Source organism: Synechococcus sp. WH 8109, from assembly GCF_000161795.2.
In the GTDB taxonomy this organism is placed as follows: domain Bacteria; phylum Cyanobacteriota; class Cyanobacteriia; order PCC-6307; family Cyanobiaceae; genus Parasynechococcus.
This window is the reverse complement of record NZ_CP006882.1, coordinates 48,266-68,423: the sequence shown is the minus strand read 5'-3', so window position 1 is coordinate 68,423 and position 20,158 is coordinate 48,266. Positions and strand designations below refer to the sequence as shown.

Sequence of the window (20,158 nt, the reverse complement as noted above, 5' to 3'; positions counted from 1 at the left end):
GACTGGACAGCGATGCCCTGATTCTCACACCGTGGGGGAAACGCACCTCTCCTCCTTGGGCTGGACGTCCTGGCATGACCGCCTGCACCGGCGCCTGCTGATGCAGCCGCAGCTGCTGCCCCAGGGCAGCTCCCTACTGCTGGCTGTGTCCGGCGGACAGGACTCAATGGCCCTGCTGGCGTTGCTGCAGGATCTGGCGCCCTTGCATGGCTGGGGCCTGAGCCTGTGGCACGGCGATCACGGCTGGCACGACAACTCCAGCCGAATTACCGCGGAACTGAGCAGCTGGTGCCAGCAGCGGCAGCTCCCCCTGCAGGTGGACCAGGCAGCGCCAGGGCAGGTGCCCAGCGAAGCCAAGGCCCGACAGTGGCGTTACGAACGGCTGGCTCAACAGGGCCGCCAGGCAGGCGCCGACGTGGTGACGGGCCACACCGCCAGCGACCGGGCCGAAACGATGTTGCTGCAGCTGGCCCGCGGCAGCGACCTGGCCTGCCTGGCGGCTCTGCCCAGCGTCCGTCCCCTCAGCCCGGAAGGCCCCTGGCTGCGCCGACCGCTGCTGCACCTGCAGCGCCACGACACCCTCCAGATCTGCCAGGAGCTAGCGCTGCCGATCTGGGAGGACCCCAGCAACCAATCCCCCGAGTTCGCCCGCAACCGGATCCGCCAGGAGGTGCTGCCGGTGCTGGAGGCGTTGCATCCAGGCAGCACGCAGCGGATGAGCGATCTGGCCGAACGGGTGTCCCAGGTGCGGGACAGTCAGAAGGAACTCAGCCAGATGGCCCTGAACCTTCTGCAAACCGCTGCCGGCCTGGACCGCCGCGGCCTGGGGGCGTTGAGCTCAGCCAGCCGCCGCCTGCTGCTGGCGCAATGGCTGCAGCAGCAGGGGGTGCCAACCCTGCCGGCCAGGCAGCTGGACGAGCTCAGCCGGCGACTTGAAAACGATGGTCCCGGCAGTGCAGCCGATCTTGCCGGGGGCTGGCGACTCAGCTGGAAGGGGGGGGAGCTGGTGCTGCAGCAGCGCGAAGCAGAGCATTAACCGCCGCGGCCACCAGACCCGCTCCACCCCTGCTGCTCTCCAAACGGATCTGGGCCAGGCCACTGGCCGCCAGATGCTTCTTGCTTTCCGCCACCCCCACAAAACCCACCGGCATACCGATCACCAGGCTGGGGGCCGGAGCACCGGCGGCCACCTGCTGCAACAGCGCCTCAAGGGCGGTCGGCGCACTGCCAATCAGCACCACCGGAGACGGTGACGCCAGGGCGAGCGAGCGCCAGGCCTCCTCCATGCCCGCCGCCGTGCGCGTTGAACCCGCCGGCGCCACCCCAGGTGCCCACTCCAGCACCGTGTGCACGGCACTGCCGAGGGTGCGTTGAGCCATCGGGGCCACCGCCGCCGCCGCCATCGCGGTGTCCGTCAGGATCGGCGCCCCCTGCTTCAGCGCTGCCAAACCCTGCTCACAGGCCCCCTCGCTGAACCGCAGCAATGCCCCCAGGGAGAGATCGCCGCTGCTGTGCACCAGCCGTTCCAGCACCTGCTGTTGAAGCGGCGGCAGGCCCGTGTTCCCCAGAGCCGCCCGGATCCGCCGGATGCTTTCGGTGAAGATCGGGTGGTCCTGGGCCATCCACGCCATCATCGACCCATGCCGATCCATCTGCTCTGGGGTGATGACGCCGCTGCGCGGGATCGGGCCATCGATGCCCTGATCGGCCAGATTGTCGACCCCAGCTGGAGGAGCCTCAACCTCAGCCGCCTGGATGGGGCGGATGCTGGTCAGGCGCTGCAGGCCCTCGAGGAGGCCCGTACCCCTCCCTTCGCCACAGGCGAACGTCTGGTGCTGCTGCAGCGCAGTCCGTTCTGCAATGGCTGCCCCAGTGAGCTGGCCGACCGGTTTGAAGGCGCCCTCGAGCTCATCCCCGACACCAGCCATCTGGTGCTGGTGAACCCAGCCAAACCCGATGGTCGCCTGCGCACCACCAAAACTCTGCAGAAGCGGATCAAAAGCGGGCTCGATCACGAACAGAGCTTCCCGCTGCCAGCGGCCTGGGATGGCAACGGACAGCGCCAGCTGGTGCAACGCACCGCCGAGGCCCTGGGCCTGAAGGTTGAGCCGGATGCCATCGATGCCCTGGTGGACGCCATCGGCACCGACAGCGCCCGGCTCGAATCGGAACTGCGCAAGCTGTCCCTACGGGACACCAGCATTTCCGCTGCACGGGTGCAGGAGCTGGTGGGGGGACGCTCCACCAACGCCCTGGCCGTGGGCGATGCATTGCTGGAGGGCAACCCCGGCGAAGCGATCGCCCGCTGGGATGCCCTGATCGAAGCAGGGGAACCAGCCCTGCGCATCGTGGCCACCCTCACCGGTCAGATCCGCGGCTGGCTCTGGGTGAGCCTGCTGGAACAGCAGGGGGAACGGGATGTGGCGGTGATCGCCAAGGCCGCTGGGATAGGCAACCCCAAACGCATCTACGTGATGCGCAAGCAGCTGCAAGGCCGCTCACCCAAGCGCTTCCTCTCGCTGCTGGGCCGTCTACTGGAGGTGGAGGCCCAGCTGAAACGCGGCGCCCAGCCGGGCGATGCCTTCCGCGACGGCCTGCTGGGCTGATCGCTGCCCATTAGGTGAGAAAATCCAGCGTTGCTGAAGCCCGGTCCATGGCCCTCCTGGTGCAGAAATTCGGGGGCACCTCCGTCGGCAGCGTGGAACGCATCAAGGCGGTGGCTGATCGGATCGGTCGTTGCCGGGAGGACGGGCACGACATGGTTGTGGTGGTCTCCGCCATGGGCCACACAACCGATGAATTGACGGGTCTGGCCAACGCCATCACCTCCACCCCCACCCAGCGGGAGATGGATATGCTGCTGGCCAGTGGCGAACAGGTTTCGATCGCCTTGCTGGCGATGGCCTTGAACGCCCAGGGGGTCAGTGCGACGTCGATGACCGGTCCGCAGGTGGGCATTGCCACGGAATCCACCCATGGCCGGGCCCGAATCCTCGGGATCCGCACCGACCGAATCCGCAACCGCCTCGCGGCTGGCCAGGTGGTGGTGGTGGCCGGTTTCCAGGGCACCAGCACCAGCAGCGATGGCCTCAACGAAATCACCACCCTCGGGCGCGGAGGATCCGACACCTCCGCTGTCGCCCTGGCGGCGGCCCTGGGTGCCGATGCCTGCGAGATCTACACCGACGTTCCGGGTGTGCTCAGCACCGATCCGCGCAAGGTGTCCGATGCCCAGCTGATGGAGACGATCAGCTGCGACGAAATGCTGGAACTCGCCAGCCTTGGCGCCTCCGTGCTGCATCCCAGGGCCGTTGAGATCGCCCGTAACTACGGCGTGAAACTTATGGTGCGCTCCAGTTGGAGCGATGCCCCCGGCACCCGGATCACCAGCCGTTCAGCCCGTCCGATCAGCAGCAGCGGCCTGGAGCTTGGTAGTCCTGTGGATGGGATGGAGGAAGTGGACGGACAAGCCGTGCTCGCCCTCTCCCGCATTCCCGATCAGCCTGGGATTGCCGCACGCCTGTTTGAAGCCCTCTCCGAGGCGAGAATCAATGTGGACCTGATCATTCAGGCCACCCACGAGGGCAGCAGCAATGACATCACCTTCACGGTGGCGGAAGCGGATCTCGAGCTGGCCCGCGCTGTAAGCCAGACGGTTCTGGATCAACTGGGCGGCGATCTGGCGTCCGAAGCAGGGCTGACGAAGCTGAGCATCAGCGGGGCCGGAATCATGGGGCGCCCTGGCATTGCCGCCGGCCTGTTCAACTGCCTGTGTCAGCAAGGCATCAACCTCCGCCTGATAGCCACAAGTGAGGTGAAGGTGAGCTGCGTGATCGACTCCGGCGCCGGCAGCAAAGCGGTTCAAGCCGTGCAGGAGGCCTTCCACCTGGAGGACTCGCAAATCCGCATCAATCCCACCGACAACGGCAGCGGCGAACCGGAAGTGCGAGGCGTCGCCCTCGACCGCGACCAGGTGCAACTGAGTGTTCGCCACGTGCCCGATCGACCCGGGACCGCAGCGGCGCTGTGTTCAGCCCTGGCGGACAACAGCATCAGCCTCGATGCGATCGTTCAATCGGAACGGCAACACAGCGACGGATCGCGGGACATCACCTTCATCCTGCGCAAGAACGACCGTGCCCGCGCCGATGTGGCCCTGGCCCCCCTACTGGCACAGTGGCCCGGCGCAGCTCTCGAGGATGGTGAGGCCATTGCCCGGGTGAGTGCTGTGGGCGCTGGAATGCCGGCAACGCCAGGAACGGCAGGGCGCATGTTCCGTGCGCTGGCGGACGCCGGCATCAACATCGGTCTAATCGCCACCAGCGAAATCAGAACCAGCTGCGTGGTGGCCGAAGATGCTGGCGTTCAGGCACTCCAGGTGGTGCACGCCGGATTCGGACTGGGAGGTGAAGAGCGTCACACCGCCCAAGGCACCGCTTCACCGCACGACCCCGACTAACGGTCTACAACTGGGGGACTGGCACCCCAGCGTGTAGACATCGATTTCGAGCTGCACCACCAAACCGCGGAACGGGCCTATGGCGTCGGGGACTACGCCGAGGCCCACGCCCTCGCTTCAGCGTTGTGGGATCAACTCCAAGCTGCATCAGACAAGCACGACCCAAACCTGGTCTCGGGCTGGCGGAACAGGAGCTAGAGCGCTGCCGATCAGAAGACATCGCCAGCGGAGCAGGTGCGACGCCCGCAACCAATGGCACCATCCCAGATCTGCTCAAGGATCTCTTTCTGAACATGGATCTCGATCAAGCCAGTCCAGCGCCGGCTGATGCGATCACCGCAATGCCGTGGTTGTCCAGTGATGAGGAACCCCGGGCCATGGCAACTCCGGATCCCTCTCCCGGCTCCTGTGCCGAGCCCACAGCCAACGCTCACACCAGAAGCCAATTCAGACGTGGCAATGGCAAACCAGGAACCAGCACAGAACGAAGAAGAGCCACCCCTCAACACCATCGAGCCCGCACCTCAAACCCAGCAGCCTGCGGCAACGAAGCTTTTGGAACACTCATGGCTCCGCGTTCAACTCCAGCCTGAAACAAAAAGCCCCACCGACTCCGTGGAGCCGATGGGGCTGATCAACATGATCAAAGGGGTCTTCGCCCGATCAGCTGGCCGCTGAACGACGACGACGGGTGCGGCCTGCCGGCATCTCCGGCTCCGGGGAAGCCGGGGCAGCCTTTTCAGCCACCGGTTGCGACTGAGGGGCCACTTTCTCCACCACTGCGGTTGCCGCCGCGGCACGCACGGGGGCTGGTGTTGCCGAGCCAGACCGGCCATTGCCCTGGTTGTTCCGCACCGGAGCGGGGGTTCCACCGCCACCGCCGTTGCGACGGCCATAGGGAGAGCCACCGCCACGGCCACCGCGACCACGGGGAGCCGGACGGTCATCGGGCTCAGCATCGGCACGACCCTTGTAGACCGGCGTGCCACCAGGAGCCGGCTGCACCAGACAGAGGATCAGCGGCTCCACCTGCAGTTCACGGCGCATCCGGCGGCCGAGGCCCACCTCCACTTCACGCTGCACACCCATCCAGTCCACCTCCGGCGCCTTGCCACCGGTGTTGCGGCAGAGCTGCTTCCAGCGGTTTTCGAGCACCCACTTGATTTCACGCTCCACCCACAACGACATCTTGCGGGCATCAGCTGTGGTGACCACACCCCGCAGATTCACCCGCGGCGGAGCCACCATGGCGCCATCGGTGCTGATGGCGGCCAGGATCGTCACGACGCCGTCTTCCGCCAGCTGCTGGCGTTCCTTCAGTACCCGGGCATCGACGATGCCGTTGCGGGATTGATCCAGCAGCTCGATGCCCGCCTTCACGGCATTGCCTTTGCGGATCGAATCCGGGGTGAGCTCCACCACATCACCGTTGTCGATGATCAGGGTGTTGTCGACCGGAACCCCCATCGAATGGCCGGTGCGGGAGTGCTGCACCAACATCCGGTGCTCACCGTGCACCGGCACGAAGAACTTGGGCCGGGTGAGGGCCAGCATCAGTTTCTGGTCTTCCTGGAAGCCATGGCCGGAGACGTGGATGCCTTGGCCCTTGCCGTAAACGACCTTGGCGCCCAGCATCATCAGCTTGTCGATGGTGTTTACCACGGAAATCGTGTTTCCCGGGATTGGGCTGGCCGAGAAGATGATCGTGTCGGTGGTCTTCACCTTCACCTGGGGATGCTCACCGCGGGAAATGCGGCTCAGGGCGGCCAGCGGCTCACCCTGGCTGCCGGTCATCAGCAGCAGAGTTTCCCGATCGGGCACATCGTTGATCTGCTTGATCGGCACAAACAGTTCATCCGGTGCGCGCATGTAGCCCAGTTCCCGCGCCTTGGCGATCACATTGAGCATGGAGCGGCCCAGCAGCCCCACCTTGCGGCCGTTCTTCAAAGCCAGCCCCAAAATCATCGAAACGCGATGAATCGAGCTGGCGAAGGTGGTCACAATCACCCGCCCTTCGGCATTGCCGATGTGACGATCCAGGTTGGGAAAGACCGAGCGCTCCGGCGGGCAGAAGCCAGGAACCTCGGAGTTGGTGGAATCGCTGAACAGACACAGGACTCCCTTGTCACCGTGGTGGGCGAGGCGGGCCATATCGAAGTTTTCGCCGTCGACCGGGGTGTGGTCGAACTTGAAGTCACCCGTGAAAATCACGGTTCCCACCGGTGTGGAAATGGCCAGCGAGAAGCTGTCGGCCATCGAGTGGGTGTTGCGGATGAACTCCACAGAGAAGTGCTGACCCACCTTCACCACATCGCGCGGACCTACGGTCTGCAGGGTGGTGCGGTCGCGGACACCGGCCTCATCCATCTTGCCGGTGAGCATCGAGAGGGCCAGCCGCGGCCCGTAGATCACCGGAATGTTGAAGTGCTTGAGGTGATGGGCGATGCCACCGATGTGGTCTTCATGACCGTGGGTGACGATCATGCCGCGGATCCGCTTCTGGTTCTCGCGCAGGAAGCTGGTGTCGGGCAGCACCACATTCACCCCATGCATGCCGTCGCTGGGGAAGGCCAGACCGGCATCCACCAGCATCAGGTCATCGCCGTACTCGAACACACAGGTGTTCTTGCCGATCTCGTGGAGACCACCCAGGGGAATCACCCGAAGGCAGGGCTCCTGACCCTTGCTGGATCGCGCGTTGTTGACCATGGAAAACGATGTGTAGAGAACGGGTTGCGTAAGCCGATAAGCCGGACCGGGCTAGGTCTGACGGAGGGCGGCCATGGCGTTGGAAAGCGAACGTTTCATTTCGTCAGAGAGGGGGCACAGGGGCAGACGGGGCACACCGACAGACCAGCCATTGAGTTCCAGGGCAGCCTTGACGGGAATCGGATTAGTGGTGGCGAACAGAGCCTTAAACAGGGGAATCAACGCGTCGTGCTGGGCGAGTGCGGAGGCACCATCTCCGTTCAGATAGGAGTCGATCATGGCGCGGATCTCAGGGCCCGCCACATGGCTGCCCACACTCACCACACCCACAGCACCCACCGCAAGCATCGGCAGGGTGAGGCCGTCGTCACCGCTGTAGATCGCCAACTGCGGACCGCAGGCCAGCCGCAAAGCCGTGACCTCTTCCGTGGTGCCGCTGGCGGCCTTGAAACTCACCACATTGGGGCAGTCCATCAGCCGGGCCACCGTGGCCGGGGCGATGCTGCAGCCGGTGCGGCCAGGGATGTTGTAAAGCATCAACGGAAGTTCAGGAGCCGCTTCAGCGATGGCCCGGAAATGGGCCTCCAGGCCCTCCTGGGGGGGCTTGTTGTAATAGGGCACCACAACGAGAGCGCCATCGGCGCCGGCCGCCGCCGCTTCCTTGGTGGCCTCCACCGCTTCCGCTGTGGAATTGCTGCCTGTGCCCGCCAACACCTTGGCGTCACTGCCTACGGCATCACTCACTGCTTGCAGCAGCTTCAATTGCTCGTCCCAGCTGAGGGTCGGCGATTCACCGGTGGTGCCGCACAACAGCAACCCATCGGAGCCCTGATCCACGAGATGCCGAGCCAGGTTTGCGGCAACGCTGAGATCCACAGCACCGCTGGCATCAAAGGGGGTCACCATCGCGGTGACCACACGACCGAAGGGGGTTGGCGAGAGGGTGGTGGCCTGGGTCATCACTTCTTTATCAACAGTTCAGCGATCTGAACAGCGTTAAGCGCCGCTCCCTTGCGGATCTGATCCCCACACAGCCAGAGCTCCAGAGCATTGGCGTCACTGATGTCCTGCCGGATCCGCCCGATCGCCACCGGGTCGCGACCGGTCACATCCGTCGGCATCGGGAAACGGTTCGCTGCCGGGTCGTCAATCAACTCCACACCAGGTGCAGCCTCGAGCAGCTCACGTGCCTCATCAACCGGGAAGGGGGACTCGAACTCGATGTTCACCGCTTCGGAATGGGCCCTCAGCACGGGCACCCGCACGCAGGTGGCGGTGAAGCACAGATCCGGCAGACCCATGATTTTGCGGGTCTCATTCACCATCTTCATCTCCTCCTCGCAATAGCTGTTGGCTTGTAGGGGAGAGTTGTGCAGAAAGAGGTTGAACGCCAGGGAGTAAGGCAACACCTCTCCCTTCGGAGTGCCACCATCCAGCACCGTCTGCGAAAGGTTTTTCAGCTCCTCCATGGCCCTGGCACCGGCACCACTGGCGGATTGGTAGGTGCTCACCACCACCCGGCGCATCGCCCGCTTGGCCGCCAAAGGAGCCAGGGCCAGGGTGAGCAGGATCGTTGTGCAGTTCGGGTTGGCGATCACACCCTTGTGGGCAAAGGCCGCATCAGGATTGACCTCGGGCACAACCAGCGGCACACCGTCTTCCATTCGGAAGGCACTGGAGTTGTCCACCATCACCGCACCGGCAGCGGTGATCTCCTCGCGCCACTGCTTGGAAACGGAACCACCGGCTGAGGCCAGTACCAGGTCGATCCCTTCAAAGGATTGTGCCGAAACCTCTTCCACCGTGAGGGTGCGACCATTCCAGGCTTGGGTCTGGCCAGCCGAACGGGCCGACGCCAGCAGCTTCAGCTCGCCAACGGGGAAACTGCGCTCGTCAAGCAGCAGCAGCAGTTCCTGGCCAACAGCACCGCTGGCACCGAGAACAGCAACGTTGAGAGGGCGATTGGGAAGGGTCGAAGACAAGCGGTGGAGTGAACGATCTGAACGAAAACCCGTCGTTTCTCAAATCCGACATCACTGCGTAGAGAACGTGATGCCGACTTAGCGACGCGATCAGCTTACCGATCCAGCCTGAATTCCCCGGTTGCATAAAGTGCTGGGCTGCCCTTTCCCTTCCCCCATGAGCGCTGCAGCCCTGAAGGTGACCACCGAAGCCCGCCCCAGCAGCCGCCTGGCGGTGACGGTCACCGTTCCTGGGGAGCGCTGCAAGACCAGTTACGAAGACGCCATCACCAGCCTGAGCCGCAGCATCAACCTGCCGGGCTTCCGCAAGGGCAAGGTGCCGCGCACGGTGCTGGTGCAGCAGTTAGGAGGCGTGCGGATCAAAGCCACGGCTCTGGAAAAGCTGATCGACAACGCCTGGCGTGACGCCATCAAGCAGGAATCGCTGGAACCAATCAGTCAGCCAGATCTGAGCAGTGGTTTCGACGGCTTACTGGAGAGCTTTGAGCCCGGCGAGGAACTCACCTTCACCCTGGAAGCCGACGTCGCCCCGACGCCGAAGCTGAAAACCACCAAGGGCCTGAAGGCGGAATTCGAAACCGTCGCCTACGACGCATCGCGGGTCGACGCGATGCTTGAAGACTCCCGCAAGCAGATGGCAACGGTCGTGCCGGTGGAAGGTCGTACCGCCAAGAACGGCGACATCGCTGTGCTCGGCTTCAAGGGCACCTACAGCGATGACGGCAGCGAGATCGAGGGCGGCAGTGCCGATTCGATGGATGTGGACCTGGAAAACGGCCGGATGATCCCCGGCTTCATCGAAGGGGTCATCGGCATGAAGGTCGGCGAGACCAAAACCGTGGATTGCCAATTCCCTGACGACTACCAGAAGGAGGACGCCCGCGGACGTAAGGCCGCCTTCGAGATCGAAATGAAGGACCTCAAGACCCGCGAACTGCCCGAGCTGGATGACGAATTCGCCAAGCAGGCCAGCGAACAGGAAACCCTGGCGGACCTGCGCAAAGACCTGGAGCAGCGGCTCAAGGACGACGCCGAACGCCGTCAGACCAGCAACCGCCGCGATGCCCTCGTCGCCGCCCTGGTGGAGCAGCTGGAGGTGGAGCTGCCGGAAGCCCTGATCCAACAGGAAAGCCGCAACCTGCTGGAGCAGACCGCAGCCCAATTCGCCCAGCAGGGAATGGATGTGAAGTCGCTGTTCACTCCCGACCTGGTGCGCAACCTGATGCAGAATTCCCGCCCCGAGGCTGAAGAGCGTCTGCGCCGCAGTTTTGCCCTCACCGCCCTGGCTGAAGCAGAGGACATCAAGCTCGACGACAAGGATGTGGACGCCAAGATCAAGGAGGTGAAGAAAGAGCTCTCCGCCGATGCCAAGATTGATCCCGAGCGCCTACGTCAGGCCGTGATGGATGACCTAATGCAGGATCGTCTGATGGGCTGGCTCGAGGAGCACAGCACCCTCACCGAAAAGGCACCGGCTGCGGATGACAGCGAGCCTTCGGCCAAGAAAAAGCCCGCCGCCAAGAAGACCGCGGCCAACAGCAAGTCCAAAGCGGACGCCAAGGACTGAGCAACGCCCATAGATTGGCCCAACTTCACCGCATACCGATCGCGTGATCGACGCCCGCAGTCACCACCCCATCCAGAACCGCTGGCGGGCCGCCATGCCCGTCTCGGCACCGGGGCCGCTGCCCACGGTTGTGGAACAGTCCGGTCGCGGCGACCGCGCCTTCGACATCTATTCCCGCCTGCTGAGGGAGCGGATTATTTTCCTCGGCACCGGCGTGGATGACGCCGTTGCCGATGCCCTTGTGGCGCAGATGCTTTTTCTCGAAGCCGAGGATCCAGAGAAGGACATTCAGATTTACATCAACTCCCCGGGAGGGTCGGTCACCGCTGGGCTGGCTATCTACGACACGATGCAGCAGGTCGCCCCTGACGTGGTGACCATCTGCTACGGCCTCGCCGCCAGCATGGGTGCCTTCCTGCTCTCCGGAGGCACCAAGGGCAAGCGTCTTGCTCTGCCGAATGCCCGGATCATGATTCACCAACCCCTCGGTGGTGCCCAGGGGCAGGCGGTGGACATCGAGATCCAGGCCAAGGAAATCCTCTACCTCAAGGAAACCCTGAACGGGTTGATGGCGGAGCACACCGGCCAGCCGCTCGACAAGATCTCGGAAGACACCGACCGCGACTACTTCCTTTCTCCGGCAGAAGCGGTTGAATACGGCCTGATCGATCGCGTGGTGGACAGTTCCGGGGACGGAGGAATCATTACGGAGAGCTGACAGACGCCCTTCCGTTCTCGATCCTGTGTGTTCAGGGAGACCCCATCGGTTGATTCCTGAGTTGTTCTCCTGTGTGGTGCCCAGCGTTCGATGGCCAAGTTCGACGCCCATCTGAAGTGTTCGTTCTGTGGGAAATCCCAGGACCAGGTGCGCAAGCTGATCGCCGGACCTGGCGTTTACATCTGCGACGAATGCATCGATCTCTGCAACGAGATCCTGGATGAAGAGCTGGTGGATGGTCAGGGCAACCCCCGCCACAGCCATGAGCCGAGCCGGAAGGCCACACCGGCCGCCCGCAAGAGCAGCAAACCGGCCCCGACCCTGGCTTCCATTCCAAGGCCTCAGGACATCAAGAACTTCCTGGATCAGCAGGTGGTCGGCCAGGACGCGGCCAAAAAGGTGATGTCGGTGGCGGTCTACAACCACTACAAACGTTTGGCCTGGCAGGGGGATGGCCAGGGCGAGACCGAGGAAACGGCAACCCGGCTGCACAAGAGCAACATCCTGCTGATCGGACCCACCGGCTGCGGCAAGACGCTGTTGGCCCAGACCCTGGCCGAAATGCTGGACGTGCCATTCGCCGTGGCCGATGCCACAACCCTCACCGAAGCGGGCTACGTGGGTGAGGACGTGGAGAACATCCTGCTGCGGCTGCTGCAGAAGGCCGATATGGATGTGGAGCAGGCTCAGCGGGGGATCATCTACATCGATGAAATCGACAAGATCGCCCGCAAGAGCGAGAACCCTTCGATCACAAGAGATGTGTCGGGCGAAGGGGTGCAGCAGGCCCTGCTGAAAATGCTGGAGGGCACGGTGGCCAACGTGCCGCCCCAAGGCGGGCGCAAGCACCCCTATCAGGACTGCATCCAGATCGACACCAGCCAGATCCTGTTCATCTGCGGTGGTGCCTTCGTCGGCCTGGAAGACGTGGTGCAGAAACGCATGGGCCGCAATGCCATCGGCTTCATGCCCGGCGACGGCCGTGGACGCAGTCGCGCCAACCGCGACCTTCAGGCCGCCCAGGTGCTGCGTCACCTGGAGCCGGATGATCTGGTGCGCTACGGCCTGATCCCCGAATTCATCGGCCGGATGCCGGTGAGTGCCGTGCTGGAGCCCCTGGACGAAAGCGCCCTGCAATCGATCCTCACCGAACCCCGCGATGCTCTGGTGAAGCAGTTCCGCACCCTGCTGAGCATGGACAACGTGCAGCTGCAGTTCGCCGATGACGCCATCGAGGCGATCGCCCAGGAGGCTCACCGGCGCAAGACCGGTGCCCGCGCCCTGCGCGGCATCGTTGAGGAGCTGATGCTGGACCTGATGTATGACCTGCCTTCGCAGACATCGGTGAAGGAGTTCACCGTCACCCGGACGATGGTGGAGGAACACACGGGCGGCAAGGTGCTGCCCCTGCCTGGCACGGAACAACAGAAGACCGCCTGAAGTCTTGGCTGCCGCTGACCACCTGGAGGTGCCGCGTCAGCACGGCCTGTTCAACCACCACGGCATTGACCTCGGAGACGGAACCGTCGCCCACTATCTGGAAGGCCGTGAAATCCTGCGCAGCCCCTTGGAGGAGTTCAGCCAGGGGCAACCGTTACGGGTGGTCAACTACGTCGAGGCGTCTCCCCTGGGTGTGACCCTGCGCCGGGCCATGGGGCGCCTGGGGGAACAGAACTACAACCTGCTGTTCAACAACTGCGAGCACTTCGCCACCTGGTGCAAAACCGGACGACATCGCAGTGGCCAGGTGGACTCCGTGCTGGAGCGCGCCCGCCACTGGAGCGGACTGATGCCTTTGGCGCTGATGCGAGGCCTGGAGCTCCTGGTGCAACGGGGCCTGCTCGATGACGACGCCCGCGCCATGGCCAGGCGGGGTGTGGAGAAGCTGGAACGCCTGCGCCTCTCGCTGCTGCACAAGTTGGAGGGTCTGCTGGAACGGGCGGGAGAGGGAACCGATCGCCGGCTGTTGCTCACGGGCCAGAGCCTGGCCGATGAACTGGCCACCGTCGAAGACCTGAAACAACGGATTGATGCCCTGCTCCAGCAGCACCCCGCCCTTCCAGGCTACGAATCCTCTGAGTAATCTCCAGTCAACGCTCGCGGCGCATGAGTTCGGCCTACCAGCCGCTGCATCACAAATACCGGCCCCAGCGCTTTGATCAGCTGGTGGGGCAGGAGGCGATCGCCGCCACACTGGGCCATGCCCTCACCAGCAATCGCATTGCCCCGGCCTATCTGTTCAGTGGCCCCCGCGGCACCGGCAAAACCTCCAGCGCCCGCATCCTGGCCCGCTCGCTCAATTGCCTGAACAGCGAAGGGCCAACCCCAGAGCCCTGCGGCACCTGCGAGCTCTGCACCACGATCGCCGCCGGCACCGCCCTCGATGTGATCGAGATCGATGCCGCCTCCAACACCGGCGTCGACAACATCCGCGAGCTGATCGAACGCTCCCGCTTCGCACCGGTGCAGGCCCGCTGGAAGGTGTACGTGGTGGACGAGTGCCACATGCTCTCCACCGCAGCCTTCAACGCCCTGCTGAAAACCCTGGAGGAGCCACCGCCGCAGGTGGTGTTCGTGCTCGCCACCACCGACCCGCAACGGGTGCTGCCGACGATCCTGAGCCGTTGTCAACGCTTTGATTTCCGACGCATTCCTCTGAATGCCCTCAACAAGCATCTGAGCTGGATCGCCGAACAGGAAGCGATCGAAATCAAACCTGAGGCCATTCATGTGGTGGCCCAGCGGTCCCAGGGAGGCCTGCGGGATGCGGAAAGCCTGCTGGATCAGCTGAGCCTGCTGCCGCCACCGATCGAAGCCGCTGCGGTTTGGGATCTGCTGGGGGCCGTGCCCGAACAGGAGCTGTTGGAATTGGTGGGGGCCATGAGCAGCGCCGAACCTGTGCAGCTGCTGAAAGCCACCCGCAACCTGCTGGACCGGGGCCGAGATCCCGGGGCCGTGCTGCAGGGTCTGGCCGGGATGCTGCGGGATCTGGTGTTGATGGCCGCCGCTCCAGACCGACTAGAACTCACCAGCGTGTCGCCCCAGTTCCGCGAGCAGTTGCCCGCCCTCGCCAAGGCCATCGGCCGGGCCCGCTTGCTGCAATGGCAGGCGCAACTGCGCGGCACCGAGCAACAACTGCGCCAAAGCGTGCAGCCGCGCCTGTGGCTGGAAGTGCTGCTTTTGGGGTTGCTAGCGGAACCGGTGGCAGCTCAGAGCACAGCCGCAGCTCCGGCCCCAAGACAACCAACAACAACGCAACCGGCAGCAGCAGCAAGCCCAACGACAACGCCAGTCGCTCCTCCTACTCCCACGCCTTCCGCCACAACACCTGCAGCAGCCACAGCCCCAGCAATCGAGGCCCCAAGCCCCAGCCCAAAACCTGCCCCAGCTCCATCACCGGAGCTGCCGACGGTCTCCACCCCTGCACCGGCAGCCAGCACCAACCTGCCCGAGCTATGGCAACAGATCCTGGGCAGTCTCGAACTGCCCTCCACCCGGATGCTGCTGTCGCAGCAGGCCCAACTGGTGCGTCTGGATGCCAACCGCGCCGTTGTTCAGGTGGCAGGCAACTGGATGGGAATGGTTCAGAGCCGGGCATCACTGCTGGAACAGGCCGTGGCCAAAGCGCTTGGAGGCTCGAGGCAGCTGGTGCTGGAGGCCAGCAACAGCGCCATGCCACCTCCGCTGGCAACAGCCCCGGTAACAGCGCCTTCAATCACTCCACCGACCACACCCCCCCCCATCGGACCGGCCATCGCAACAACGCCGGTCGGAACAGCCTCAGCAGCGGTCGAGCCCCCAACACAGGCACCCTCAGCAACACCAGCGCAAGCGCCAGAGTTGCCGCACACACAAACCAAACCGTTGGACGCCAACCCGGCAGCTGCACCAGCAGAATCCAGCCTTACCTCAGGCCTAGATAGTCGGGCCCGCAACCTGGCGGACTTCTTCAACGGTCAGGTGCTCGACTTTGACGATGTCAACTGAGTGGAAGAGGAGTCCTCAAACCTCCCCCCAGTGCAGCCATCCAATAGGCAACAACCTCAGACTTGAACCGGATGCTCCTGACCATGGCTTGTTTTGGCCCAGACCAAGCGTTTGGGGAGCATTGACATCCGCAGCGTCACCCAGGGAATCACCACAAACCAGTGGCCGAGGTAAGCAATTGCCACAACGAGATTGGCCAAGCTCGCTGAGGGAATCGCCGGCCCTTCACTGCCATCGCGACATCCGCGCCAATACGCCAGGCCCGAGACGCTGAACGCCACCAAAGACAAGGGCCAGTAGACCGGCACGCTTCGGGTGATTAGAGCCGTACTCATATCAGCGAAGGACACCACCGGCAGGGCGTACTGGAGCAGAAAAAAGGCCGTTAGATCCCAACGCTGGCGAAGGCTGAGCTTGGCCGACGTCAGCACCGGCCAGTAATCAAAGAAACGCTGCAATCCGCCTTCCGCCCAGCGCTGACGTTGTTTCCACAGGGCCTGGAGACCAGGAACCGCCTCTTCTTGAACCGGAGGGTCCCACAGCAAACCCACCAAGGCCCCATGGGTCAGCAGGCGGAAGCTGAGATCCAGGTCATCGGTGACGGTGTCTTCGTTGAAACCGCCACTGGACTCGAGCACGGAGCGCTTGATCAGCTGTCCGTTCCCCCGCAGTTCGGCCACGCCTCCATTGGCCAGTCGGCCCAACTGGATCACGGCATCCAATGCCATCTCCATCGCCTGGGATCGCGTCAACCAATTCCGATCGGCATCAATCACGGCCTTGCGAAGTTGCACCGCCGACCAGCCACCCTCCAGGGCATAGGGGACAAGGCGCTCGAGCAGGTCGTCCTGCAACTGGGCATCCGCGTCAAGCACCAGCAGCCACTCACCCTTAAGACGATTCAAGGCGGTGTTGAGGGCACCCGACTTGCCACCACCGGCATTGCGCTGGCGATGGATGACGTTCAGCTCAGGGTGCTGCGCGGCCAGATCGTCCAGCAGCACAGAGGTTCGATCAAGACTGCCGTCGTCGATCACCCAAGTGGTGAGCTGCCCGGACGGATAACGCAGTGAAGTGAGCCGTGCCACCAAACGCGGCACTACCGACTCTTCATCGCGGGCCGCGACCACCACATCAAGGCTGGGAAGTTTGACCGGATCGATCGCTGGTACGGACTCCGATGACCCACGCGTCAGCTGCCCACGCATGACGGACCGGAGGCCATAGCCCCCAAGCATCAAGGCGAGGCTGATGGCGGGCCAGAGAGAACGGGCGGAGTCGAGCCAATGGGGAGCAACACCAGCACATCCACAGGCGAACAGGAACGCTGCCGATTTCACCCGACGGTGATCACCCGATGTGGCGTTCGAGCTCATCCAGCTGCCCAGGTGGGAAGGACTTTAAGGGGACTGCACCAGTATTGAGAGTGGGCCGTAGACAGTCCCTGGGTAGTAATGGCTCAGGATCCGCTCCACGGGCCAGCCACGCCAGGCCAGATCAATGGCTCCAGCCTGCGACAAACCGGCCCCATGGCCAAAGCCACCACCCACCACCCACCAGCGTTCGGCCCCCTGAGGCTCCAAGACGAACAAGGTGCTGGGCAGGGTGCGAAGGGTGCGACGAATGGCATCCAACTTGAGGGTGACCGGAGCGGCGTCGCTGCTGCCTGAGATCTGCAAGGCCAGCACCCGGCCACTGGCGCCCCGCTCCAGCACCTGCAGTTGCAAAGGCGAAACCAGCGGATCTGCGGCTGCTCCGAGGGCCTGACGCAAAGTCGGACCCGAAAGGGTTCGGGTCCAGCGGAAGCGGGGGTGGCGCTGGCCAAAGGCCCCGCTGCGATCCGCCAACAACGCCAGCACCGCTTGGCGCTGCTGCAGAGGCAAGGGATGACGGTTGCTCCAGCCCTCATCCCCATCCGGCTTCGCACGTAAATAAGTGGTGGGCTGCATGGCCCAGGCTTCCGGCCCGGCAGCCATCACCCCGCCATTGGTGGCGTGATATACCGCGCTGATTGGCTGGTTGTTCAGGCTGAGCAACTTGCCCTGGGTGGCTGCAATCGCCTCGCGCACAGCGGCTCCCGCATGGCGGGGATCGCTGTAGACCTGACACTGGGTGTCGCTGCAAAGGTGATAGCCATCAATGCTGAAGCGATGGCTGTTGGCCAGAGCCCAGGTCCGCGCCAGAACGGTCTGGGCCTGCAACGCCGCCGTTGGTGAACCGGCACCGATCTCGTGGGGCACCACCCCCTCGAGGTAGCGCTCCACCGGCACCTGCTCCACCAGCGTCCAGCTGCCGTAGGCATCCCGCTGCAAGCGGAAGGGCCCCTCAAAACGTCCACCAGCCCAAAGCAACCCATCCGAGGCCTCAATCAGAAGAGGTCCCTGCAGGGGGCGTCCCCCCTCCGGCGTCTGCAACACCGGTTCGACGGTGCTGGTGACGGTGCCTTGCCAATCACGCACGGCCAGACCGTCGGGCACAGGCGAACCCTCCGGCGCCCACACCTCCCAATCATTGGGATGAGCCACCTCGGCCGCGACCCCCAAAGCATGCCAACGGGAGGCGACCCGATCCGCAGACTCAAAGCTGGCGTAGGGACCTGCAATCCGGCGGGCCAACTTGAGCGGACGGGCCTTGGCAACACTGCGCCAGGTAATCACGAAACCTGAATCAACCCCTTGCTCCCCGGTGGCGTCGCGAAGGCTGAGCGAGCCAGCAAAGGCACGCAGATTCAAAGGAGTTGCTGTTTCCGCAGCCCCGAGATGATCCGCCAAGGCCACCCAGAGCACCGGTTCATGACCTTCAACCCGCGGTGGGTCAGCGACGGAACGGTGCGTCGCCCGCTGAACCGTTTCCACCACAGCAGGTTGGAGAGAATCAGCCTGCTCACGGGCGCGGCAGCCCAGTCCGATGCAGAGCAGCAATATGAGCATCAGGAGCCGAATCATTCAGTGGGGGGCACGTCGGGACGTATTGTTGTTGTTTGTGTCCGAACGAGCAGACCAATGCCCAAGCTGAAGACCCGCAAAGCTGCCGCGAAGCGGTTCAAAGCAACCGGCACTGGCAAATTTCTGCGTCGTCGCGCTTTCCGAAACCACCTGCTGGACCACAAAACGCCCAAGCAGAAGCGTCATCTGGCCACCAAGGCCGTGGTGGACCGCACCGATGAAGAGCGCGTGACCCTGATGATGCCCTACGCCTGAGCACAGCTGCTCAGACGAGACCGTTCAACAAGACCTGATCCAACCCTTCCAACCTCATGGCCCGCGTCAAGAGAGGCAACGTCGCCCGTAAACGCCGCAACAAAATCCTGCGGCTGGCCCGTGGCTTCCGTGGTGGCAACGGAACCCTGTTCCGCACAGCAAACCAGCGGGTGATGAAAGCCCTCTGCAATGCCTACCGTGATCGTCGTCGTCGCAAGCGCGATTTCCGTCGCCTTTGGATTGCCCGCATCAACGCCGCAGCACGCCTGAATGGTGTCAGCTACAGCCGTCTGATGGGCGGTCTCAAGAAGGCCGATGTGCGCCTGAACCGCAAGATGCTGGCTCAGCTGGCAGTTGTTGACCCCGGCAGCTTCACCAACGTCGTGGCTGCAGTCAAGAGCTGAATATCCCAACCGTGAACCTGCTGCCCCAGACCTACCTGCTGGGCCTGGTCGGCCTGCTTGCCATCGTTGCGGTGGTGGTTGGCCGACAATTTTTGCGTGTGCGTCGCGATGAAGCACGCCTGATTGAGCTCGAGAAATCCGACACGGCCTCGTCACGACAGGCATCTGACCTCTACGAGCTTGGATCCGTTCAATTACGGAAGAGGCTCTATCCACAAGCAGCTGCCACCTTGAAGCAGGCCCTGAAACGCCTGAGTGGTGAGCCGGATGAAGCCCGTGCGCTGATCGAAAACGCGCTCGGGTTTGCTTTGGCAGCACAAAAGGATTACTCCAGTGCTATCAAGCACTACAAGCTCGCCCTTATGGCGAAAGCGGACTACCCCGTCGCCCTCAACAACCTGGCTTTCGCTCAGGAAAAGCTGCTGAAGGACGCTGAAGCGATTTCCCTCTACGAAAAGACGCTTCAACTCGAACCCGACAACGCCACCGCAAAGAAAGGTCTGAAGAAACTAAAGCGCCTCAAGAGCTGAGGGCTTTCGGATCTGCTGGGTTTACCAGAGCGGCTGAACCGGAGGTTGCTCCTGGCAGCTGGGGGTTATCGCCAGGCGTCCACCCACTCCAGTACTGGGATCGGCCACGTTGATCAATCGAGGCGCCTGCCAGCTGGTGGGACTGAACATTTGCAGGCCGAGGAAGACGCCGCCAGGCTCAACCCCCGCGATCAGGGGATCCGCCAAAGGGATGAGATCCAGCTGATCCGACTTGGCGTGGAGATTGCCTTGAACCGGTGTGGTAACGGAACCAAGGGTCATCGTGCCCCGGAGATCCACCATCTGGCCCATCGCCGTCATCTGGGTGATGTCCAACGTGACATCGACGGTGGGATTGCCATCAAAAGGCTCAAATGTGCCGCACCATTGTCGGGGAAGCGATTCCGCCAGCTCTGCAGCGCGTGCGACGGGATCGAAGCTCTCAACCTCGAGTTCATTGAGCTCCAGAGGAACCGCCAACTGAATCGGATCCAGAGGCAACTGGGGATTGGTCTGGAACGGCACCTGGCTGCCAGCCGGGAGATCCATGGCAAGCAGGAGCGGCATAGAAGACGATGGATGATGAAGGAACGGTAGGCCCT

19 protein-coding genes are annotated in these 20,158 nt (G+C 63.6%); 11 read left to right on the top strand and 8 right to left on the bottom strand.

Annotated features, from left to right (window positions below; genetic code table 11):
• The first annotated feature begins 31 nt into the window (after nt 1–31).
• Nucleotides 32–1,036, top strand: a complete 1,005-nt coding sequence (tilS, locus tag Syncc8109_RS00355; protein WP_025361998.1) for a tRNA lysidine(34) synthetase TilS — start codon at nt 32–34, stop codon at nt 1,034–1,036.
• Here the strand turns inward: tilS and Syncc8109_RS00350 are convergent.
• Nucleotides 984–1,631, bottom strand: a complete 648-nt coding sequence (locus Syncc8109_RS00350) for a precorrin-8X methylmutase (RefSeq protein WP_025361997.1) — start codon at nt 1,629–1,631, stop codon at nt 984–986. The genes tilS and Syncc8109_RS00350 overlap by 53 nt on opposite strands.
• 9 nt (nt 1,632–1,640) lie before the next feature.
• On the opposite strand from Syncc8109_RS00350, the gene holA reads away from it, so the two are divergent.
• The gene (gene holA, locus Syncc8109_RS00345) at nt 1,641–2,606 is read left to right on the top strand and encodes a DNA polymerase III subunit delta (protein ID WP_025361996.1); all 966 of its coding nucleotides are present in this window, start codon (nt 1,641–1,643) and stop codon (nt 2,604–2,606) included.
• A 47-nt stretch (nt 2,607–2,653) separates the two neighbouring features.
• The gene (locus tag Syncc8109_RS00340) at nt 2,654–4,459 is read left to right on the top strand and encodes an aspartate kinase (RefSeq protein WP_025361995.1); all 1,806 of its coding nucleotides are present in this window, start codon (nt 2,654–2,656) and stop codon (nt 4,457–4,459) included.
• Between the two features lie 209 nt (nt 4,460–4,668).
• Here Syncc8109_RS00340 and Syncc8109_RS12460 read toward each other — a convergent pair whose 3' ends face one another.
• The 4 genes from Syncc8109_RS12460 to Syncc8109_RS00320 form a co-directional block, all read right to left on the bottom strand.
• Nucleotides 4,669–4,893, bottom strand: coding sequence for a hypothetical protein (locus Syncc8109_RS12460; protein WP_198015260.1), 225 nt, complete (start codon nt 4,891–4,893; stop codon nt 4,669–4,671).
• 229 nt (nt 4,894–5,122) lie between these two features.
• On the bottom strand, nt 5,123–7,168 hold the full coding sequence (locus Syncc8109_RS00330) for a ribonuclease J (protein WP_006851632.1): 2,046 nt from the start codon (nt 7,166–7,168) through the stop codon (nt 5,123–5,125).
• A 51-nt stretch (nt 7,169–7,219) separates the two neighbouring features.
• Nucleotides 7,220–8,128: a 4-hydroxy-tetrahydrodipicolinate synthase gene (gene dapA / locus Syncc8109_RS00325; protein ID WP_025361993.1), complete on the bottom strand. Its 909-nt coding sequence runs from the start codon at nt 8,126–8,128 to the stop codon at nt 7,220–7,222.
• Nucleotides 8,128–9,150 carry an aspartate-semialdehyde dehydrogenase gene (locus Syncc8109_RS00320; RefSeq protein WP_006850147.1) on the bottom strand — a complete coding sequence of 341 codons (1,023 nt, stop codon included), beginning with the start codon at nt 9,148–9,150 and terminating at the stop codon, nt 8,128–8,130. The genes dapA and Syncc8109_RS00320 overlap by 1 nt, the downstream gene beginning before the upstream one ends.
• Before the next feature lie 157 nt (nt 9,151–9,307).
• On the opposite strand from Syncc8109_RS00320, the gene tig reads away from it, so the two are divergent.
• The 5 genes from tig to Syncc8109_RS00295 all read left to right on the top strand — a co-directional run bounded on the left by tig (nt 9,308) and on the right by Syncc8109_RS00295 (nt 15,422).
• Nucleotides 9,308–10,717, top strand: a complete 1,410-nt coding sequence (tig, locus tag Syncc8109_RS00315; protein ID WP_025361992.1) for a trigger factor — start codon at nt 9,308–9,310, stop codon at nt 10,715–10,717.
• Between the two features lie 43 nt (nt 10,718–10,760).
• Nucleotides 10,761–11,435, top strand: coding sequence for an ATP-dependent Clp endopeptidase proteolytic subunit ClpP (gene clpP, locus Syncc8109_RS00310; protein ID WP_006852004.1), 675 nt, complete (start codon nt 10,761–10,763; stop codon nt 11,433–11,435).
• 90 nt (nt 11,436–11,525) lie between these two features.
• Complete coding sequence (gene clpX / locus Syncc8109_RS00305) at nt 11,526–12,875, top strand: ATP-dependent protease ATP-binding subunit ClpX (protein ID WP_006851301.1); 1,350 nt, start codon at nt 11,526–11,528, stop codon at nt 12,873–12,875.
• A 4-nt stretch (nt 12,876–12,879) separates the two neighbouring features.
• Nucleotides 12,880–13,518: a lecithin retinol acyltransferase family protein gene (locus Syncc8109_RS00300; RefSeq protein WP_006849904.1), complete on the top strand. Its 639-nt coding sequence runs from the start codon at nt 12,880–12,882 to the stop codon at nt 13,516–13,518.
• A gap of 23 nt (nt 13,519–13,541) precedes the next feature.
• Nucleotides 13,542–15,422 (top strand): DNA polymerase III subunit gamma/tau, encoded by a 1,881-nt coding sequence (locus Syncc8109_RS00295; RefSeq protein WP_006850622.1) that lies wholly within the window; start codon nt 13,542–13,544, stop codon nt 15,420–15,422.
• Nucleotides 15,423–15,478: 56 nt separating this feature from the next.
• On the opposite strand, the gene Syncc8109_RS00290 is transcribed toward Syncc8109_RS00295, so the two are convergent.
• Nucleotides 15,479–16,798 carry a glycosyltransferase family 2 protein gene (locus Syncc8109_RS00290; protein ID WP_025361991.1) on the bottom strand — a complete coding sequence of 440 codons (1,320 nt, stop codon included), beginning with the start codon at nt 16,796–16,798 and terminating at the stop codon, nt 15,479–15,481.
• Between the two features lie 24 nt (nt 16,799–16,822).
• Entirely contained in the window at nt 16,823–18,367 is a 1,545-nt protein-coding gene (locus tag Syncc8109_RS00285) for a SpoIID/LytB domain-containing protein (protein ID WP_025361990.1), read from the bottom strand.
• Nucleotides 18,368–18,424: 57 nt separating this feature from the next.
• On the opposite strand from Syncc8109_RS00285, the gene rpmI reads away from it, so the two are divergent.
• The 3 genes from rpmI to Syncc8109_RS00270 are packed head-to-tail and all read left to right on the top strand — an operon-like array spanning nt 18,425 to nt 19,556.
• Entirely contained in the window at nt 18,425–18,622 is a 198-nt protein-coding gene (gene rpmI, locus Syncc8109_RS00280) for a 50S ribosomal protein L35 (protein WP_006852081.1), read from the top strand.
• Nucleotides 18,623–18,678: 56 nt separating this feature from the next.
• The gene (gene rplT / locus Syncc8109_RS00275; protein ID WP_006849577.1) at nt 18,679–19,026 is read left to right on the top strand and encodes a 50S ribosomal protein L20; all 348 of its coding nucleotides are present in this window, start codon (nt 18,679–18,681) and stop codon (nt 19,024–19,026) included.
• Nucleotides 19,027–19,037: 11 nt separating this feature from the next.
• Entirely contained in the window at nt 19,038–19,556 is a 519-nt protein-coding gene (locus Syncc8109_RS00270; RefSeq protein ID WP_006850787.1) for a hypothetical protein, read from the top strand.
• A 21-nt stretch (nt 19,557–19,577) separates the two neighbouring features.
• On the opposite strand, the gene Syncc8109_RS00265 is transcribed toward Syncc8109_RS00270, so the two are convergent.
• Nucleotides 19,578–20,123: a hypothetical protein gene (locus tag Syncc8109_RS00265; RefSeq protein ID WP_006851333.1), complete on the bottom strand. Its 546-nt coding sequence runs from the start codon at nt 20,121–20,123 to the stop codon at nt 19,578–19,580.
• Between the last annotated feature and the right edge of the window lie 35 nt (nt 20,124–20,158).

Excerpts from the sequence above, each read along its gene's own strand:
- rpmI (WP_006852081.1), top strand. The coding sequence starts at position 18,425 with ATGCCCAAGCTGAAGACCCGCAAAGCTGCCGCGAAGCGGTTCAAAGCA.
- Syncc8109_RS00290 (WP_025361991.1), bottom strand. The coding sequence starts at position 16,798 with ATGAGCTCGAACGCCACATCGGGTGATCACCGTCGGGTGAAATCGGCA.
- Syncc8109_RS00295 (WP_006850622.1), top strand. The coding sequence starts at position 13,542 with ATGAGTTCGGCCTACCAGCCGCTGCATCACAAATACCGGCCCCAGCGC.
- clpX (WP_006851301.1), top strand. The coding sequence starts at position 11,526 with ATGGCCAAGTTCGACGCCCATCTGAAGTGTTCGTTCTGTGGGAAATCC.
- Syncc8109_RS00265 (WP_006851333.1), bottom strand. The coding sequence starts at position 20,123 with ATGCCGCTCCTGCTTGCCATGGATCTCCCGGCTGGCAGCCAGGTGCCG.
- Syncc8109_RS00330 (WP_006851632.1), bottom strand. The coding sequence starts at position 7,168 with ATGGTCAACAACGCGCGATCCAGCAAGGGTCAGGAGCCCTGCCTTCGG.
- Syncc8109_RS00285 (WP_025361990.1), bottom strand. The coding sequence starts at position 18,367 with ATGATTCGGCTCCTGATGCTCATATTGCTGCTCTGCATCGGACTGGGC.
- Syncc8109_RS00350 (WP_025361997.1), bottom strand. The coding sequence starts at position 1,631 with ATGGCGTGGATGGCCCAGGACCACCCGATCTTCACCGAAAGCATCCGG.
- holA (WP_025361996.1), top strand. The coding sequence starts at position 1,641 with ATGCCGATCCATCTGCTCTGGGGTGATGACGCCGCTGCGCGGGATCGG.
- tig (WP_025361992.1), top strand. The coding sequence starts at position 9,308 with ATGAGCGCTGCAGCCCTGAAGGTGACCACCGAAGCCCGCCCCAGCAGC.
- dapA (WP_025361993.1), bottom strand. The coding sequence starts at position 8,128 with ATGACCCAGGCCACCACCCTCTCGCCAACCCCCTTCGGTCGTGTGGTC.
- Syncc8109_RS00340 (WP_025361995.1), top strand. The coding sequence starts at position 2,654 with ATGGCCCTCCTGGTGCAGAAATTCGGGGGCACCTCCGTCGGCAGCGTG.
- rplT (WP_006849577.1), top strand. The coding sequence starts at position 18,679 with ATGGCCCGCGTCAAGAGAGGCAACGTCGCCCGTAAACGCCGCAACAAA.